The organism is Streptomyces sp. NPDC029041 (genome assembly GCF_040637515.1).
GTDB lineage: Bacteria > Actinomycetota > Actinomycetes > Streptomycetales > Streptomycetaceae > Streptomyces.
This window is the reverse complement of sequence record NZ_JBEZWO010000006.1, coordinates 218,602-235,930: the sequence shown is the minus strand read 5'-3', so window position 1 is coordinate 235,930 and position 17,329 is coordinate 218,602. Positions and strand designations below refer to the sequence as shown.

15 protein-coding genes and 1 pseudogene are annotated in these 17,329 nt (G+C 73.7%); 7 read left to right on the top strand and 9 right to left on the bottom strand.

Annotated elements, in window-relative coordinates:
- Positions 1 to 2 precede the first annotated feature (2 nt).
- Positions 3 to 734, top strand: coding sequence for a hydrogen peroxide-dependent heme synthase (gene hemQ / locus AB0F04_RS17220; protein ID WP_362042337.1), 732 nt, complete (start codon positions 3 to 5; stop codon positions 732 to 734).
- 1 nt (position 735) lies between these two features.
- Here hemQ and AB0F04_RS17215 read toward each other — a convergent pair whose 3' ends face one another.
- The 3 genes and pseudogenes from AB0F04_RS17215 to AB0F04_RS17205 form a co-directional block, all read right to left on the bottom strand.
- Positions 736 to 2,346 (bottom strand): alpha/beta hydrolase, encoded by a 1,611-nt coding sequence (locus tag AB0F04_RS17215; RefSeq protein ID WP_362042336.1) that lies wholly within the window; start codon positions 2,344 to 2,346, stop codon positions 736 to 738.
- 115 nt (positions 2,347 to 2,461) lie between these two features.
- Positions 2,462 to 3,232, bottom strand: coding sequence for a TIGR04222 domain-containing membrane protein (locus tag AB0F04_RS17210; RefSeq protein ID WP_362042334.1), 771 nt, complete (start codon positions 3,230 to 3,232; stop codon positions 2,462 to 2,464).
- A gap of 86 nt (positions 3,233 to 3,318) precedes the next feature.
- Positions 3,319 to 4,078 (bottom strand): annotated as a pseudogene (locus AB0F04_RS17205) (DUF4142 domain-containing protein).
- Between the two features lie 257 nt (positions 4,079 to 4,335).
- Between AB0F04_RS17205 and AB0F04_RS17200 the strand changes: the two are divergent.
- Genes AB0F04_RS17200 through AB0F04_RS17190 form a run of 3 tightly spaced genes read left to right on the top strand, consistent with a single transcriptional unit; the run spans position 4,336 to position 8,888 of the window.
- Complete coding sequence (locus AB0F04_RS17200; protein WP_362042332.1) at positions 4,336 to 5,802, top strand: aldehyde dehydrogenase family protein; 1,467 nt, start codon at positions 4,336 to 4,338, stop codon at positions 5,800 to 5,802.
- A 24-nt stretch (positions 5,803 to 5,826) separates the two neighbouring features.
- Positions 5,827 to 7,383: a GMC oxidoreductase gene (locus AB0F04_RS17195; protein ID WP_362042330.1), complete on the top strand. Its 1,557-nt coding sequence runs from the start codon at positions 5,827 to 5,829 to the stop codon at positions 7,381 to 7,383.
- The gene (locus AB0F04_RS17190; protein WP_362042328.1) at positions 7,380 to 8,888 is read left to right on the top strand and encodes an APC family permease; all 1,509 of its coding nucleotides are present in this window, start codon (positions 7,380 to 7,382) and stop codon (positions 8,886 to 8,888) included. Before AB0F04_RS17195 ends, AB0F04_RS17190 begins: the two co-directional genes overlap by 4 nt.
- A 55-nt stretch (positions 8,889 to 8,943) precedes the next feature.
- On the opposite strand, the gene AB0F04_RS17185 is transcribed toward AB0F04_RS17190, so the two are convergent.
- Positions 8,944 to 10,854, bottom strand: coding sequence for a DUF692 domain-containing protein (locus AB0F04_RS17185; protein ID WP_362042326.1), 1,911 nt, complete (start codon positions 10,852 to 10,854; stop codon positions 8,944 to 8,946).
- Between the two features lie 257 nt (positions 10,855 to 11,111).
- Here AB0F04_RS17185 and AB0F04_RS17180 point away from each other — a divergent pair, with 257 nt between their 5' ends.
- Positions 11,112 to 11,645, top strand: coding sequence for a potassium channel family protein (locus AB0F04_RS17180; protein ID WP_362042811.1), 534 nt, complete (start codon positions 11,112 to 11,114; stop codon positions 11,643 to 11,645).
- Here AB0F04_RS17180 and AB0F04_RS17175 read toward each other — a convergent pair.
- Complete coding sequence (locus tag AB0F04_RS17175) at positions 11,621 to 12,082, bottom strand: hypothetical protein (protein ID WP_362042324.1); 462 nt, start codon at positions 12,080 to 12,082, stop codon at positions 11,621 to 11,623. The genes AB0F04_RS17180 and AB0F04_RS17175 overlap by 25 nt on opposite strands.
- Before the next feature lie 69 nt (positions 12,083 to 12,151).
- Entirely contained in the window at positions 12,152 to 12,919 is a 768-nt protein-coding gene (locus tag AB0F04_RS17170; protein WP_362042323.1) for an aminoacyl-tRNA hydrolase, read from the bottom strand.
- Positions 12,920 to 12,959: 40 nt separating this feature from the next.
- On the opposite strand from AB0F04_RS17170, the gene AB0F04_RS17165 reads away from it, so the two are divergent.
- Entirely contained in the window at positions 12,960 to 13,829 is an 870-nt protein-coding gene (locus AB0F04_RS17165; protein WP_362042321.1) for an ABC transporter ATP-binding protein, read from the top strand.
- Positions 13,830 to 13,935: 106 nt separating this feature from the next.
- Entirely contained in the window at positions 13,936 to 14,607 is a 672-nt protein-coding gene (locus tag AB0F04_RS17160) for an ABC transporter (RefSeq protein ID WP_362042319.1), read from the top strand.
- Between the two features lie 9 nt (positions 14,608 to 14,616).
- Here the strand turns inward: AB0F04_RS17160 and AB0F04_RS17155 are convergent, their stop codons facing one another.
- From AB0F04_RS17155 to AB0F04_RS17145, 3 genes are all read right to left on the bottom strand, one after another.
- The gene (locus AB0F04_RS17155; protein ID WP_362042317.1) at positions 14,617 to 14,796 is read right to left on the bottom strand and encodes a hypothetical protein; all 180 of its coding nucleotides are present in this window, start codon (positions 14,794 to 14,796) and stop codon (positions 14,617 to 14,619) included.
- Positions 14,797 to 14,824: 28 nt separating this feature from the next.
- Positions 14,825 to 16,342: an FAD-dependent oxidoreductase gene (locus tag AB0F04_RS17150; RefSeq protein ID WP_362042315.1), complete on the bottom strand. Its 1,518-nt coding sequence runs from the start codon at positions 16,340 to 16,342 to the stop codon at positions 14,825 to 14,827.
- A gap of 69 nt (positions 16,343 to 16,411) precedes the next feature.
- Positions 16,412 to 17,269, bottom strand: coding sequence for a PPK2 family polyphosphate kinase (locus AB0F04_RS17145; RefSeq protein WP_362042313.1), 858 nt, complete (start codon positions 17,267 to 17,269; stop codon positions 16,412 to 16,414).
- Between the last annotated feature and the right edge of the window lie 60 nt (positions 17,270 to 17,329).

Sequence of the window (17,329 nt, the reverse complement as noted above, 5' to 3'; positions counted from 1 at the left end):
CCATGAGCAACGACGCCCCTACCCCCGAGTCCGGCAGGATCCCGAACAAGGGCAAGCTGGCCAAGGACCTCAACGAGGTCATCCGCTACACGCTCTGGTCCGTCTTCAAGCTGAAGGACGTCCTCCCCGAGGACCGCGCCGGGTACGCCGACGAGGTCCAGGAGCTGTTCGACCAGCTCGCCGCCAAGGACGTGACGGTCCGCGGCACCTACGACGTCTCGGGCCTGCGTGCCGACGCCGACCTCATGATCTGGTGGCACGCGGAGACCAGCGACGCGCTGCAGGAGGCGTACAACCTCTTCCGCCGGACGAAGCTGGGCCGCGCCCTGGAGCCCGTCTGGTCGAACATGGCGCTGCACCGTCCCGCCGAGTTCAACCGCGCGCACATCCCGGCGTTCCTCGCCGACGAGACGCCCCGCGACTACGTCAGCGTCTACCCCTTCGTGCGCTCCTACGACTGGTACCTGCTGCCCGACGAGGACCGCCGCCGCATGCTCGCCGACCACGGCAAGATGGCCCGCGGCTACCCGGACGTGCGCGCCAACACCGTCGCCTCGTTCTCCCTCGGCGACTACGAGTGGATCCTCGCCTTCGAGGCCGACGAGCTGTACCGCATCGTCGACCTGATGCGTCATCTGCGCGCCTCGGAGGCCCGTATGCACGTCCGCGAGGAGGTGCCGTTCTACACGGGCCGCCGCAAGGACGTCGCCGAGCTGGTCGCCTCGCTGGCCTGACTCAGCGGACGCCTCTGAGAGCCGAGGCCCCGGGCCTGTCCGGGGCCGTCGGTTTCGGCTCGGCGTGCGGGGCGCAGTCCGTACGCCGGCCCGGCAGCCGTCCCTCCAGCAGATACGCCTCCACGTGGCCGTTGACGCAGCCGTTCGGGCCGCCCGCCAGTCCGTGGGCGCCGGCGTCCCGCTCCGTCACCAGGACCGAGCCCGCGAGACGGCGGTGGAGGTCGAGGGCCCCGTCGTACGGGGTGGCGGCGTCCCGCTCGGCGGCCAGGATCAGCGTCGGCGGCAGCTCGCCCGGGCCGGTGCCGACGTCGAGCGGCCGCTGCCGGGGCGCCCGCCAGTAGGCGCACGGCAGGTTCGTCCACACGTTGTCCCAGGTCTCGAAGGGCGCCATCCGCGCGAGCCGGGTGTTGTCCCGGTCCCACACCGTGAAGTCCGTGGGCCAGGGGGCGTCGTTGCACTCGACGGCGAGGTACACCGCGCGTGCGTTCTCCGCCTCGGCAGCCGCCTCCGGCTGCTGTCCCGCCTGCTCGATCAGGGGCTTGGGGTCACCCTTGAGGTACGCCGACAGCGCGTGCGCGCGGTGCGGCCACTGGTCGTCGTAGTACCCGGCCTGCAGGAACGCCCCCTGCAGCTGGCCCGGTCCGACCTTCCCGCCGGCCGGTTCGGCGGCCAGCCGCGCGCTCGCCCGCCGGTAGCTGCGCAGCACTTCCCGCGCGGTCGCGCCCAGCCCGTACACGCCGTGGTGCCGGGCGACCCAGGTCCGGAAGTCCGCCCAGCGGCGCTCGAACGCCGCCGACTGGGCGAGGTTGTTGCGATACCAGATCCGGTGGGGCCCGGGGTGGACCACCGAGTCGAACACCATCCGCCGCACGTGCCCCGGGAACATCGTGGCGTACAGGGCACCGAAGTACGTCCCGTACGACGAGCCCATGAAGGTCAGCCGCTCCTCGCCGAGCGCGGCGCGCAGCACGTCGAGGTCGCGGGCGTTGTTGAGGGAGTGGTAATGCCGCAGGGAGTCGCCCACGCGCTCGGCGCAGCCGCGCGCGTACGCCTTCGCCCGTGCGACGCGTTCCTCCTTGTACGACTCCGAGGGGTGGGCCGGTGACTGCGAGGGCCCCGTGAAGTACCGCTTCGGGTCCGTGCACGACAGCGGCGCCGAACGGCCGACCCCGCGCGGGGCATAGCCGACGAGGTCGTACGCGGCCGCGATCCGCTTCCACTCGGGGAGCAGGCCGATCAGCGGGAAGTACAGGCCGGTGGCGCCCGGCCCGCCCGGGTTGTAGACCAGGGCGCCCTGCCGCCCGACGGGCTGCCCGCCGCGGCGCGGGTCCTTCCGCGTGGCCCGGGCCCTGCTGACGGAGAGTTCGATCTGCTCGCCGTCCGGGCGGGCGTAGTCCAGCGGGACGCGTACCGTGCCGCACCGCATGCTGCCGGGCAGGTCCTGCGCGTCGGGGCAGGGGCCGAAGTCGACACCGGCCGCCCTGGCCCGCGCGGCCGCCACGGCGGCGCCGCGCCGCTCCGCCGCCCCCGCCGGATCCTTGATGTCCGGGGCCCCGACGAGGGTGCTCAGCAGCAACGACCCGGCGGCCGAGTAGAGGAGGGCGGCTCTCATGCGTATCCCTTCGATGCACGGTGGCGACGAAAGGGATGTTTCGTTCGGTGAGGGGGGGAAGGCAAGCACCGTCCGCCGGTGTCGGGCTGTGTGCCCCGTGTGCGCCCCCGTCCGGTCAGTCGTGCGACTCGCGGTGCGCGAACGCGGCGCGCAGGTCCGGTTCGCCGATCGCGCTGACGCCGCGCACGGCCACCGAGGTGAGATACGTGCGGTCGTCGGCGGTGCCGTCCGCGGTCCGGGTCAGCGTGCCGAGCAACCGCCGCCCGGCCGGGGAGGCCCAGCGGGAGTAGGGGTGGATCTCGACCCGGGCGACGGCCAGGCAGCTCAGGGCCAGGGCGAGCGGCAGCGCGAACCACAAGGCGACCAGATGCCGCGGCATGTCCGGTGGAGCGGGCGTCAGCAGCGCGGCCACGCCCAGCCCGAGGACGGCGAGGGCGGCCACGCGCACCTGCCGGACGGCCGACGCGACCGTCGTACGGGCGCTGTCCGGCACCGCGAGCCCCGCGCGCACCAGCCCGTCGGCGATCCCGCGCACCGCGTCGGCCGCGGCGGCCGTGGACCGCACCGGCGCGATCCGGGACTGCCCCGCGGGACCGATGGCCCCTATCACCGACCGCTCCATCTCGTCCCGCCCGCGTGGGTCGACCACCGTGGCCCAGCCGGTGTGCGCCAGGAGCAGCCGGCGCTGACGGGCCATCGCGACCAGCGTGACGTCGGCGACCCGGCGGGGGCCGCCGGAGAGGAACGCGGCCTCGTACAGGGTGAGTTCACGACCGGAGCCGGTGTCCGCCTCCACGGCTGCGGCGCGTACGGCGGCCAGGCACAGACGCGTGCACGCCGTGCCGGCCACGGCCCAGGCCGCCAGCAGGAAAAGAACCCAGAGCATATGTTGTTTGTATGTGACACGGTCCCGAAAACACCATGCCTTGTTCACAATCCGGACCGAGTGTTGTCGGTATGTGACGTTCCGCTTCAGCCCGGTGGCGGACTGTAGGCGGGCGGCGGGAGCGTGTACGCGGGCGAGGGCGACGAGGGTGCGGAAGGCGGCGTGGCCGGCGGGACGGCCGGCCCCGGGCCGGTGGCCGGGGGAGCGCCGGCGTCGGCCAAGTCGCGGGCCACGGCGTCGAAGTCGACGCAGCCCGTTGCCTCCACGCCTTGATGTGGTCGAGACGGTCGTGTTGGCGTCGTCGGCGAGTTCGCGCACCAGGGTGTTGCGAGTGCTCGCCCGGACCTGGGCGACGAGCGGGAACACCCGGCCGTGCGCCAGCCGCAGAAGGGTGGCGAACTCGCGGTCGTACCGTGCTCCTCGCGCCCGGCCGAGCCGGTCCAGCCATTGCTTCTGCCGAGTGCTGGGCTCGTCGGGCAGGCCGAGGTGCAGCCGGGCGGCGACGCCGCGGACCCGCTCGTCCAGGAACCGGTGCCCCTCGACGAGATGCCGGCCGGCCGTCCGTACGGCCGGTGTCGTCCCCTTCGACTGTGCCTGCCGCCCCGCGGGCAGCTCCCACAGTCCCGCCAGCCGGACCTTCGTGAGGAAGTCCTGGTCCAGTGCGGACAGCGGACCGTGGCTCGTCCGCAGGGTCTGGGCGCTCAGCGCGTTCGGTACCGGTCCCGGCCGGTCCGTGTACGACCAGACCGGGAAGACCAGCGCGGCGAGCGTGGCCGTCAGGCACATGACGACGAGTCCGGTGCCGCTGAAGACGCCTCGGCCCTTGACGGGGGGTCGCGGTCGCATGGTGGTGCCTCCTGACACGGCACCGCACGCCAGTGCGCTTCGGGTGCGGAGTGACATGTGACTTCCGGGTCTACGCCAACTGCCGTACGGGCACTCGAGCGCGCAGGCCGTGACCCGGGCGACTAGCCCACCCGGGTCCTCTGGGCCGCCCGGACGCCGTCGCGGCGGTGTGCCCCGTGGCCGCCGCCCGTGCGATGGGCCATGTTGCTGACCGTCGAGCCGATCGGGCTCCGGCCGGACGCGAAGGAGGCCCCGCGGTGGGTGAGCTGTACATCGACGGCCAGTGGACGCAGGCGGCGGGCGGTGGCCGGCGCGAGGTGGTCAACCCCTATGACGCCTCGGTCGTCACCACCGTCGACGAGGCGGATGCCACCGACGTCGACCGTGCCGTGCGCGCCGCCCGGCGCGCCTTCGCCGAGGAGGACTGGGCGAACGCCCCCTCCCGCCGCCGGGCCGACCTCCTGCTGCGCGTGCACGACCTGCTGCTGCGCGACCGGGAGGACATCGCCCGCACCGAGACCCTCGACACCGGCAAGACGCTCGCCGAGGCCCGCATCGACGTGGAGGACGTGGCGAACGCCTTCCGCTACTACGCCGAACTCGCGGGCAAGGACGGCGGCCGGGTCGTCGACGTCGGCCCGGACGTCCTCAGCCGCGTCGTCTACCAGCCGGTCGGCGTGTGCGCGCTCATCGCCCCCTGGAACTACCCGCTGCTGCAGGCCTCCTGGAAGGTCGCCCCGGCCCTCGCCGCCGGCAACACCTTCGTCCTGAAACCCAGCGAGACCACACCCCTCACCACCATCACCATGATCCGGCTCATCGAGGAAGCCGGAGCCCCGCCCGGCGTCGCCAACCTCGTGCTGGGCTCCGGGGCGACCGTCGGCGCGGCCCTGACCGGCCACCCCGACGTCGACCTGATCTCCTTCACCGGCGGCCTGCACACCGGCCGGGCCATCATGGCGAGCGCCGCCGAGGGGCCGCGGAACATCGCCCTGGAACTGGGCGGCAAGAACCCCAACATCGTCTTCGCCGACGCGGACTTCGACGCCGCCGTCGACTACGCCCTCGACGCCGCCTTCCTGCACTCCGGGCAGGTCTGCTCGGCCGGTTCGCGCCTGCTCGTCGAGGACGCGCTGCACGACCGGTTCGTCGAGTCCGTCGCCGAGCGCGCCCGCGCGATCCGGCTCGGCAACGGCATGGAGGAGGGCACCGAGAGCGGACCGCTCAGCTCCGCCGAACACCGCGAGAAGGTCGAGGGCTACATCGCCGTCGCCAAGGAGGAGGGCGCCCGGCTCGTCACCGGCGGTACCCGCCCCGACGACCCGGCCCTCAGCCGCGGGTTCTTCCTGCTGCCGACGATCTTCGCCGACTGCGACCGGTCTATGCGCATCGTCCAGGAGGAGGTCTTCGGCCCGGTGGTCACCGTCGAGCGCTTCCGCAGCGAGGACGAGGCGGTGGAACTGGCCAACGACACCCGCTACGGCCTGGCCGGCGGCGTGTGGACCTCGGACGCGAGCCGCGCCCAGCGCGTCGCCCAGCGGTTGCGGCACGGAACCGTGTGGATCAACGACTTCCACCCCTACGTACCGCAGGCCGAGTGGGGCGGCTTCGGCCGCTCCGGCGTCGGGCGCGAACTCGGCCCCACGGGGCTGCGCGAGTACCAGGAGGCCAAGCACATCTACCAGAACCTCGCCCCCGCCCCCTCCGGCTGGTTCAAGGGCTGACCGGCCACCGAAGAAAGGCACCGCATGGCCACCACTCCCGCGCACGGCGACGAGTCCGCCTACGACTACGTCATCGTCGGCGGCGGCACCGCCGGCTGTGTGCTCGCCGCCCGGCTGAGCGAGGACCCCGACTGCCGCGTCTGCGTCATCGAGGGCGGCCCCAGCGATGTCGGCGACGAGCGCATCCTGCGCCTGCGCAACTGGATCGACCTGCTCGGCTCGGAGTACGACTACGGCTACACCACCGTGGAGCAGCCGCGCGGCAACTCGCACATCCTGCACTCCCGGGCCCGTGTGCTCGGCGGCTGCTCCTCGCACAACACCCTGATCAGCTTCCTGCCGCTGCCGCAGGACCTCGACGACTGGGTGAGCGGCGGCTGCTCCGGCTGGGACCCGGCGACGATCCTGCCCTACCGCGACCGGCTGCTCACACGGATCGTCCCGGTGGCCGAGGCCGACCGCAATCCCATCGCGGAGGACTTCGTCACCGCGGCCTCCCGCGCCCTGGGCGTCCCCGTCGTCGACGACTTCAACGCCCAACCCTTCACCGACGGCACCGGCTTCTTCTCGCTGGCCTACCAGCCGGAGGGCAACCTGCGCTCCTCCGCGTCCGTCGCCTACGTCCACCCGGTGCTGGACCGGCCCAACCTCACACTGAAACTGGAGACCTGGGCCCACCGGCTGATCCCCGACGCCTCCGGCCGGCTCACCCGGGTCGCGGTCCGGGGCGCCGACGGCGAACCCGCCACCGTGCGCGCCGAGCGCGAACTCCTGCTGTGCGCGGGCGCCATCGACACCCCGCGCCTGCTGCTGCTCTCCGGCATCGGACCGGCCGACGACCTGCGCGCCCTGGGCATCGCGGTACGGGCCGACCTGCCCGGCGTCGGGGAGAACCTGCTGGACCACCCCGAGTCCGTGATCGTCTGGGAGACCGCGGGGCCGCTGCCGCCCAACTCCGCGATGGACTCCGACGCCGGCCTGTTCCTGCGCCGCGACAAGAGCCAGCCGCGCCCCGACCTGATGTTCCACTTCTACCAGGTGCCGTTCACCGTCAACACCGAACGCCTCGGCTACCCCGTACCGCGGCACGGGGTGTGCATGACGCCGAACGTGCCGCGGGCCCGCTCCACCGGCCGCATGTGGCTGCGCAGCAACAACCCGGCCGAGCACCCCGCCCTGGACTTCCGGTACTTCACCGACCCCGAGGGCCACGACGAGCGCACCATCGTGGACGGCCTGAAGGTGGCGCGCGAGGTCGCCGCGACCGCCCCGCTGCGCGACTGGCTCGTCCGCGAGGTCGCGCCCGGCCCGGACGTCCTCTCCGACGCCGACCTGTCGGAGTACGGCCGCCGCGCGGCCCACACCGTCTACCACCCGGCCGGCACCTGCCGCATGGGCGCCGCGGACGACCCCCTGGCCGTCTGCGACCCCGAGCTGAGACTGCGCGGCTTCGACGGCGTGCGGATCGTCGACGCCTCGGTGTTCCCGACGATGCCCACCATCAACCCGATGGTGACGGTGCTGCTCGCCGCCGAACGGGCCGCCGATCTGATCACCGAGGGACGGAAGGCGCAGCGGTGACCGGTACCCAGCCTCCCGCGCCGGCCTCCGGCACCCCCGGCGGCGAGCCGGGCTCCGAGTTCCGCAAGGACATGGGCCCCTGGGCCAACTTCGCCCTCGGGTTCACCTACCTCTCCCCGGTGGTGAGCACCTACACCCTCTTCGGCATCGCGATCGTCGACGGCGGGCCGCCGATGATCTGGGCGTTCGTGCTGGCCGGCTGCGGCCAGTTCCTGGTCGCGCTGGTCTTCGGCGAGGTCGTCGCGCAGTACCCCATCGCCGGTGGTGTCTACCCGTGGGCCCGGCGGCTGTGGGGCAAGCGCTGGGCGTGGATGACCGGCTGGGTGTACATGTGGGCGCTGCTGGTGACCATCACCTCGGTCGCCTACGGCGCCGGGCCCTACATCGCGATCCTGTTCGGCTTCGACGCCACCGTGCACACCACCGTGCTGTGCACCGCCGTGCTCATCGTCGTCGCCATCCTCATCAACTACCTGGGAACCAAAGCCCTGTCGGCGGCGGCCATCATCGGTTTCGGCGGCGAACTCATCGGCGCCCTCGTGGTCGGTATCTACTTGCTGTCCACCCACCGCCACCACAACGTCGGCATCATCTTCGACACCTACGGGATCGAGGAGAACGGCTCCTACCTACCGGCGTTCCTGGCGGCCGCCATCATCGGCTTCTACCAGTACTACGGCTTCGAGGCGTGCGGAGACACCGCGGAGGAGGTCGCCCACCCGGGGCGCGTCATCCCCCGCGCGATGCGGCGCACCATCTACATCGGGGGCGCCGCGGCCACGTTCACCTGTATGTCGCTGCTGCTGTCGGTCACGGACTTCAATGCAATCATCTCGGGGGAGGTGGCCGACCCGGTCGTGGACGTGCTGTACGACGCCATGGGCGAGACCGGGGCCCGGCTGGTGATGGCCGTGGTGCTCATCTCCTTCCTGTCCTGCACGATCAGCCTCCAGGCCGCGGCCGGGCGGCTCATCTACTCCTACGCCCGGGACGAGATGATCGTCGGGCACGGACTGCTGCGGCGGTTCGTCCACGCCCGTGCGGTGCCGAGCTGGGCGCTGTTCGTGTCGGCGGCGGTGCCGCTGCTCATCGCCTTCGCGTCGCTGCTCTCCGAGGACGCTCTCACCAACATCGTCTCGTTCGCGATCCTCGGCATCTACGGATCGTTCCAGATGGTGGTCCTGGCGGCGCTGCGCGCCCGGCTCAAAGGCTGGCGTCCGGCGGGCGAGTTCACCCTGGGCCGCTGGGGCCTGGCGGTGAACGTGGGGGCGCTGGCGTACGGCATCTTCGCCATCGTCAACATCTGCTGGGCCCGCGCCCCGGAGAAGCCGTGGTGGGAGAACTGGATCGTGCTGCTCTGCGGCGCGGTCGTGCTGGGCACCGGCCTGCTCTACATGTTCACCACGCACCACTACGGCCGCGGCGACGCCCCTGCGGGTGACGCCGTGCCGGAGAAGGCCGGTGCGACGCCCGGAGGGCCTCCTGCCGGGGCCCGGCAGGAGTGAGACGAGGGGTGAGGGAGGCGGGCCGGGCCCCTCACCCCTCATGGCGCGGGCGAGCTCAACGCCGCTGCAGCACCCTGCGCGTGGCGCGGACGAGGCGATCGCCGGGCCGCCGGGAGCGCGGGGCAGGGCCCGACCGCTCCAGCCACCATTCCCGCAGCTCCCGCCGCGCCCGCGCGTCCCCGGGGCGCCCGGCGGACAGCAGGTACTCGGCGAAGGTGAGGGCGTCGCGCCGGTACCCGGCGGTCATCGGGCGGGTCTGGGCGTAGCCGAGGAACGCCGTGCGGTACCCGTCCCCGAGGATCACCGGCAACTCGGGAGCGACCTTCGCCACCACGTCCGCCCGCTTCGCCGCGAGCGCCCGCGCCTGGACACCGACCCGCACCCGGTCGAACCCCTCGGGCACGGGCGTGCCCGCGACCAGCGCCGACAGCAACGCGGCCTGCGCCAGCCCGAGCCGCTGCCGGGCCCCGGCGATCCCTTCCGGATGGGGCAGGCCGGAGACGCCCCGTGTCGCCCCGGCCGCCCCGGTCTCATCACCGTGCCGCACGGCCCGGCTCCCACCGGCAGCGGCTGCCCGCGCTCCGGCGCCGGCTTCCTGCACCAGCTGACCGCCGAGGCCCACAGCCGCTTCCCGCCGTCCGGCGGCTGCCGTGAGGACCGGTTCGTCGTCGACCGTGCCGGTCTCGTCGCCGTGCCGTGTCGTGTCGATCTCGGCCACTGCCGCGTCAGGCGCTGCGGCTGCGGCTGTCGCGAGCAGCATGCCGCCGTGGCCCCGCGCTGCGTCCCGGTGTCCGGTGCGGGCCTTGCCGCGCGGCTCGCCGCCGCGGTCCGCAGCTTCCGCTCGCCGTCCGGCGGCGGTTGCCGTGAGGACCGGTTCGTCGTCGACCGTGCCGGTCTCGTCGCCGTGCCGTGTCGTGTCGATCTCGGCCACTGCCGCGTCAGGCGCTGCGGCTGCGGCTGTCGCGAGCAGCATGCCGCCGTGGCCCCGCGCCGCGTCCCGGTGTCCGGTGCGGGCGTTCCCTCCCGCTCGCCGTCCGGCGGCGGTTGCCGTGAGCAGCGGTTCGCCGTCGACCGTGCCGGTCCCCCTGTGCCGCGCAGCGGCAAGCGCGGCCGAGCGGAGCTCCGTCTTCACGCGTTCGACCGCGCCTGCCTCCAGCGCCCGGCGGATCGTGGTCAACTCGGCTTCCAGTTCCGCCGGTTCCGGGAAGTTCTCGTCCCGTTCCAGGAGGACGCCCGGGGGGCTGACGCGGGAGGCGAGGTCCGTCAGGATGTCGAGCACCGGCCGGGGGACGGGGTGGGCGTGGCTGTCGTGCCAGACGCCGTCGCGTTCGAAGCCGCCGGCGACGTGGACGTAGGCGATGGCCTCCAGGGGCAGCTCGCCGAGGGCCTTGGACGGGTCCTCGCCGCGGTTGACGTGGTTGGTGTGCAGGTTGGCCACGTCGATGAGGAGACGGACGCCCGTGCGGTCGGCGAGGTCGTACAGGAACTGGCCCTCCGTCATCTCCTCGTCCGGCCAGCAGACCAGCGCGGCGATGTTCTCGACGGCCAGCGGCACCGGAAGCGCCTCCTGTGCGATGCGCACGTTCTCGCACAGGACGTCCAGGGCGTCCCGGGTCCGGGGCACGGGCAGCAGATGGCCCGCCTCCAGATGCGGGGAGGCGGTCAGCGGCCCACCCGCCCGGACGAACGCGATGTGCTCGGTGACGAGCGGGGAGCCCAGCGCCTCCACGCGCTCGGCCAGTGCGCTCAGCCGTCCTGCGTCGGGCCGGTCCGCGCCGCCGAGGCCGAGCGAGACGCCGTGCGGCACCACGGTGACGCCGCGCTCACGCAGCCGCCGCAGGGAGTCGGGCAGGTGCCCCGGGCAGACGTTCTCGGCCACCGTCTCGACCCAGTCGATCCCCGGCATCCGCTCCACGGCGTCCGCGATCTCCGGCCGCCACCCGATGCCCGTCCCCAGTCGCTCCATCGTCCCCTCCTCCACCCCGCCCGTTCCTCGAACGTGAGGGGGGTATGGCCCAGCCGCTCGCCCCCGAACCCCGCCCGGCCCGGCTTCAGAGCAACATTTGAGGTTAGGGGCCGGGCCCGCGCCCCACTGACGGAGGCGCAAGGATCGCATCCGTCCGCGATCCGTCGTAGACCGGACCTGTGCCCGAAGGCAGCGAGCAGCCCCACCGCCCCGCGCGGAAGCGGGAGAAGGAGTTCGGGGAGGCCGCCGTCCGCCGGCTGCGGATCAGGGCCGCGGCGGTGCTCCTGGCGGGCGGCACGGCCTACTTCCTGTTGCCGCTGGAGGGCCTGGGCGCCGACCGCCCCTGGCTGGGCTGGCCGCTGTTCGTGCTGTGCCTGGCGTTCGTCGCCGTCCTGCTGCTGCGTCACGTGCGCGACGTCGTGCCGGAGAAGCCGCAGGCCCGGTCGGGCATCATGATCTCGCTGCTGATGTGCCTGGCCGTGCTGGTCTTCTCGTCCGGGTACTACGCCCTCGCCCAGCAGCCCGGTCAGTTCACCGGCCTGAGCACCCGCGTCGACGCGCTGTACTTCACCGTCGTCACGCTCGCGACCGTCGGCTACGGCGACATCACCCCGCGCGGGCAGGAGGCCCGCATGGTGACCGTCGTCCAGATCGTCTACACCTTCGTCTTCCTCACGGCGGCGGCGACCGCGCTGACGCGCCGCATGCACGCGGTGGTCGCGGAGCGCGAGCGGCGCCCGCCGCCGCCCGGACCGGGGCCGGGGCCCTACACCGGGCGGGAGGAGCGGTAGCTGAACACCGACCAGAGGACGAACAGGCCGGTCACGATCATGATGATCGACCAGAACGGCTGGTACGGCAGCCAGAGGAAGTTCGCGATGAGCGCCAGGCCGACCACGACCGCGCTCACCACCCGGGCCCAGGCGGCTCCGACGAACAGGCCGAGCCCGGCGGCCACCACGAGCACCCCGACGATCACGTGGATCCAGCCCCACGCGGTCAGGTCGAACGCGAAGGAGTACTGGCCGAAGCTGGTGTACACCTCGTCGCCGGCGATCGCCGCGATGCCCTGGAGCACCGCGAAGAGGCCGTAGACGACCATCAGGATGCCGCCGAGAACGAGCCCCCCGGCCGCCCACGGGTCGCCGGAACCGCCCGCGCCGGAGCCGTCGGGCCTCCGGTCGCCGGGGGCGGGCGGAGCGGGGGGAGGGGGCGCGGCGCTGGTCATGGCTGTCTCCTGGGGTCGGCCGGCTGGTAACCCCACTGGAGCACTCGTCCCAGGCCGCCGCGCCTGCGGCTACTCCGAACGGGTGGAAGCAGCGCGGCCCGCCCGGTGCGGCTCGCGGCGCAGCGCCGGGTGGTCCGCGACCACCGTGCACGAGCCGGGCGCGATCTCCGTGAAGCCCGCGTCGCGCACCAACGGCAGCCCGCTGCCGGTGAGTCCGGGCCAGTGAGCGGCGTCGGCCGTCCGGACGGCGAGCGGGAAACCCGTGTCGCGCCAGGCGGCCCGCTCCGCGTCGGACAGCTCCCACCAGGCCAGTTGGGCGCCATGGCCGGCCTGCGCCATGGCCTTGCCGGCCGACATGCCGAGGTCCGGGTTCAGCCAGAGCACGGGGGCGGACGGGTCCGCGTCCACCGGCGGCTGCGGGTCGTCCAGGTCGGTGCCGGAGACCTGGAGTCTGGCCAGATCCTTCGGCCAGCCGTCCAGCGGGACGGGCGGGAACACCCGCACCTCGGCAGACTTGCCGGTGACCGTGATGCCGGGCAGCGCCTCGGCCCGCCGCCACTCGGCGCCGCGCGCCCGCCGCACGACCTTGCGGATCCTGGCGTCCTGCCAGTCCCGCATCGCCCCGGCCCACTCGCCCTCGCCGGCCGACCGCTCGTCGGCCAGGATCGTCAGCACCGCCCGCGCGGCCGTCTCCAGGGCGTCCGTGCGGGCCGGCGGGTCCGCCCGCTCGATCCGTACGACGAGCGGCAGCACGAACTGCGGTGCCTCGTCGCGCGCCGAGGGCTTGGACCGGAAGGGACTGCCGCTCTCGCTCACGGGCGTCTGGTTTTCGCTCACGACCCCAGTCTGCCAGCCGAAGATCGTGCAGGATGGCCGCATGCGACCCGACCTGTGTCTGCGCAACGCGGGCCGCCGCTACGGTCTGCTGGGCCCCTGGGTGCTGCGCGGGATCGACCTGGCGGTGGCTCCGGGCCGGCTCGTCCGCGTCGTGGGCGCCAACGGCAGCGGCAAGTCCACGCTGCTGCGGCTGCTCGCCGGCATCGACGCCCCCAGCGAGGGCCGGATCACGGGCCGGCCGCGCACCGCCTACGTCCCCGAGCGGTTCCCGCCGGCCCTGCCCTTCACCGCCGTCGGCTACCTGACCCACCTCGGCACCGTCCACGGCCTGACCCGCGCGGCGGCGGCCCGGGCCGCAGGGGAGTGGCTGGAGCGCCTCGGGGCCCTCGCGTACGCCGAGACGCCGATGGCCCGGCTGTCGAAGGGCAGCAGTCAGAAGGTCGCGGTGGCCCAGGCCCTGCTGTCGGAGCCCGAGCTGCTGGTGCTGGACGAGGCGTGGACCGGTCTGGACACCGCGGCCCGCGCCGAGTTGGAGCGCGCGGTCGCCGAACGCACGGCGGCCGGCGGCTCCGTGGTCTTCGTCGACCACGACCCGCGCCGCCTCGCCGGCCTGGCCGACGCGATATACGCCGTGCGCGACGCGGGCGTCGTCCGGCAGGAGCCCGCGCAGGACCGGGCCGCGGCCGGCCCGCAGGTGCTGGTCGAGGTACAGGGGCCGCCGGACGGGCGGCTGCCCGAGGACGTACGACGGACCGTCGCCTCCGCCGAGGAGACCGGGCCCGGTGCCTACCGCCTGTCCGTCGCCGCCCCGCACACCGACGTCCTGCTCCGCACCCTGCTGACGGCCCGCCCGCCCTGGCACGTGGTGAGAGTGACACCGCAGGCGACGGACCCGGAGCGGCACGGATGACCGCCGCCGGCGCGGCACCGGGCCCCCGCACCCCGCCGCCGACCGCCGTCCCGGCACGGCCCGCCCGGTACGCCGGCCCGGGAGCGACCGCACCGAGGAGCCGCCGATGACCGCCCTGATGCTCTACCACGCCGCCCTGCTGGGGCGCTCGCAGCGCTGGCTGCCGCCGTTCCTGCTGTACGCGGCGTTCCTCGCGATCAGCATCCAGGCCGGGCAGCCGGTTCTCGACTCGCTCGGGTACACGGCCGCGGCCCTGCTGCCCGTCGCCGCGTGGCTGGCGCGGATCTGTGCCACGGGCGAGCCCGACGCCGCACGCGGATGCGTGGCGGCGGCCGCCGGGCCCGCTCGGGCCCATGTGGCCTGCCTGCTGGTGGCCCTGGCCGGTGCCGCCGCGCTCGGCACGCTCGCGACCTTCGTCGTGACGCTGCTCAGCGACCCGGTGGCCTCCGATCACCGCACCCGGGTGCCGCTTGCCTCCGCCTGTGCCGCCGGACTGCTCGCGGCCCTGGCCTGCGCCCTGCTCGGCACCGCCGTCGGCGCGCTCACCAGCCGGCCCCTGGTGCGGTCGCCGGGCCGGGCGGTTCCCGCCCTGCTGCTCGCGGCGCTGCTGTCGCTGGTGGCCACCGGCTCACCGGCCCAGGCCGCGGTGCGGGGCCTGGTCACCGGGTCGCAGCGGGGCACCGTCCCGCTGCCGCTGCTGCCCCTGGGCGCGGCAGCCCTGCTCACGGCCGGGGCACTGGCCCTGGCCGGTGCCCTGGCCTCCCGCCGATCACCCTGAGCAGGCGGATCACCCTGAACAGGCCGTGCGCTGCGCCTCCTGCCACTCACAGGCCGGGCAGAGCGTGATGCCCTTGTACGACTCGGGGTATTCCGTCGGCTCCCGGCACAGCACGCACTCCGCGTACGGCGGTCCGTCCGCCCGGGGCGGCCTGGTCGCGTCGATCAGGCAGTAGTCGTTCTCGCTCATACCTCCAGCGTAGGCCGGGGGCGAGCCGTCAGAGGTCCCGCTGCTCCAGCGGCTTGGTCGCCGGGCCCTGGATCACCTTGCCGTCCGTGTCGAAACGGGACCCGTGGCAGGGGCACTCCCAGGCACGTTCGGCCGCGTTGAAGTCGACCAGACAGCCCAGGTGGGTGCAGCGGGCGGAGACGGCGTGCAGCCCGCCGTCGTCGTCCCGGTACACCGCGAGGCGGTGGCCGTTCGCGCGGACCACGGCGCCCTCGCCGGGCGGCAGGGACTCCACCGGCGGGGAAGGCCGCAGCCGGTCTCCCACGAAGTGCCCGGCGACCTTGGCCTGCGTCTTGAGGAACGCCGGCGCCTCACGCAGCGCGGGCTTGACCCGGCGCGGATCGTACAGCGCGCTCCACTCGCACTCCTCGCCGGTGATCTGCGCGGCCAGCAGCCGGCCCGCCATGATGCCGCCGGTCATGCCCCAGCCGCCGAAGCCGGTGGCCACGTACGTGTGCCGGGCGCCCGGGTGCAGGGGGCCGATCATCGGCACCGTGTCCGTGGGCTCGGTGTCCTGGGTCGCCCACCGGTGGGTGACCTCCAGGTCCGGGAAGTGGCCGGTGGCCCAGGCGGTGAGGCGTTCGAAACGGGCCCGGGGGTCGCCGGTGCCCGGCGTGAAGTGCTCACCGGTGACGATGAGCAGCCGCCGGTCGCCCTCGTGGGGCGCGGTGCGCACCGAGCGGGTGTCTTCGTCGGGCGTGATGAACATGCCGTCCGGGTCCTGGTCCGCGGGGATCGTCCCGGCGACCACCAGCTCGCGGCGTGTGGAGAGGCGGGCGAACAGCAGGGCACGGTCGAAGATCGGGTAGTGCGTCGCCACGACGACGTCCCGGGCCCGGACCGTCGCCCCGGTCGTGGTCGACAGCCTGCACGGCTCGCCCTCGTCCAGGCCGAGGACGGTGGTGTCCTCGTAGATGTGCCCGCCGCGCTCGACCAGGTCGGCGGCGAGTGCCAAGAGGTACTTGCGGGGATGGAACTGGGCCTGCCCGGTGACCTCGACCGCACCCGCCACCGGGAAGGGCAGTCCGGTCTCCGTCACGAACGACGCGGGCAGCCCGGCCTCGGCCGCGGCCCGGGCCTCGGCGCGCAGTTCCTCCACACGGCCCGTGTCACGGGCGTAGGTGTAGGCGCTCCGCGTCTCCCACTCGCAGTCGACGCCCAGTTCCCCGGCGATCCGGGCCGCGTGCTCGATCGCCTCCGACTGGGACCGGGCGTACAGCCGTGCGCCCTCGGGCCCGCGGGTGCGCCGCAGCTTGTCGTAGACGAGCGTGTGCAGAGCGGTGACCTTGGCGGTGGTGTGTCCGGTGACGCCGGCCGCGACCCGGCCGGCCTCCAGGACGGCCACGCTCCGCCCGGCCCGCGTCAGCTCCCACGCCGTGCTCAGCCCGGCGATCCCGGCGCCGATCACCGCCACGTCGACGTCCAGGTCCTCCGTCAGCGCCGGGTGGTGGCCGTCCGGTGCCGTCTGAAGCCAGTAAGAGCTGCTGACCTGCTGGTTCTCGCTCATGAGCCGCCGAGTACCCCCGTCCGGCGGCTTCAGTGGCCCCGACGCCCCGCCGCCGCCCGAACGGGCGGATCAGGGCTGCTCCAGCAGCCGCTTCCGGCACGCGGCCACATCGAAGTCCGCCTCCGGGTAGCGCGGATCCAGCTCCTCCAGATGCTCCAGGAGCAGCCGGCTGACCGCCCAGTTGCGGTACCACTTGTGATCGGCCGGGACCAGGTACCAGGGCGCCTTCGAGGTGCCGCAGCGCTCGAGGGCGATCTCGTAGGACTCCTGGAACGCCGGCCACAGGGCGCGGTCGTCGATGTCGGAAGCGGCGAACTTCCAGCGTTTCTCCGGCTTGTCGAGGCGCTTGAGCAGCCGACGGCGCTGCTCCTCGTAGGAGATGTGCAGGAAGCACTTGATCAGGGTCACCCCGTCGCCGGTGAGGGACTGCTCGAAGCGTTTGATCTGCTCGTAGCGCCGGGCGATCTCGGGGGCGGGCGCGAGCTCCCGGACGCGGGCGATCAGTACATCCTCGTAGTGTGAGCGGTCGAAGATGCCCAGTTCGCCACGGACTGGGAGCACCTGCTCCACGCGCCACAGGAAGGGGTGCGCGCGTTCCTCGGCGGTGGGTGCCTTGAACGCGGTGATCCGGCAGCCGGACGGGTTGAGCAGGCCGATGACGTGCTTGACCGTGCCGCCCTTGCCGCTGGTGTCCATCCCCTGCAGAACCAGCAGGACCCGGCGCCGGTCGCCCGCGGTGCTCGCCGCCCAGAGCCGTTCCTGCAGGACGGCCAGCCGCTCGCCGGTCCGGGCCGTGGCCGCCTTGCCCGCCGCCTTGCCGTGGGGCCCGCCCGGAGTGGCGGCGGCGTCGTACCGGCCGAGGTCGACCGGCCGGCCCGGGGGCAGCCGCAGCCGCTCCCGCAACGAGGCGCTGTCCTTGTGGGTCACCGGGTCCCCTTCGCACTCCTGTGCCTCGACGGTCCGGCGGGGCGCCGGGCTTCGCACCCG

Coding starts and splice junctions, on each gene's coding strand:
- hemQ (WP_362042337.1), top strand. CDS start 3: ATGAGCAACGACGCCCCTACCCCCGAGTCCGGCAGGATCCCGAACAAG.
- AB0F04_RS17210 (WP_362042334.1), bottom strand. CDS start 3,232: ATGCTCTGGGTTCTTTTCCTGCTGGCGGCCTGGGCCGTGGCCGGCACG.
- AB0F04_RS17195 (WP_362042330.1), top strand. CDS start 5,827: ATGGCCACCACTCCCGCGCACGGCGACGAGTCCGCCTACGACTACGTC.
- AB0F04_RS17165 (WP_362042321.1), top strand. CDS start 12,960: ATGCGACCCGACCTGTGTCTGCGCAACGCGGGCCGCCGCTACGGTCTG.
- AB0F04_RS17185 (WP_362042326.1), bottom strand. CDS start 10,854: ATGGAGCGACTGGGGACGGGCATCGGGTGGCGGCCGGAGATCGCGGAC.
- AB0F04_RS17155 (WP_362042317.1), bottom strand. CDS start 14,796: ATGAGCGAGAACGACTACTGCCTGATCGACGCGACCAGGCCGCCCCGG.
- AB0F04_RS17215 (WP_362042336.1), bottom strand. CDS start 2,346: ATGAGAGCCGCCCTCCTCTACTCGGCCGCCGGGTCGTTGCTGCTGAGC.
- AB0F04_RS17160 (WP_362042319.1), top strand. CDS start 13,936: ATGACCGCCCTGATGCTCTACCACGCCGCCCTGCTGGGGCGCTCGCAG.
- AB0F04_RS17175 (WP_362042324.1), bottom strand. CDS start 12,082: ATGACCAGCGCCGCGCCCCCTCCCCCCGCTCCGCCCGCCCCCGGCGAC.
- AB0F04_RS17150 (WP_362042315.1), bottom strand. CDS start 16,342: ATGAGCGAGAACCAGCAGGTCAGCAGCTCTTACTGGCTTCAGACGGCA.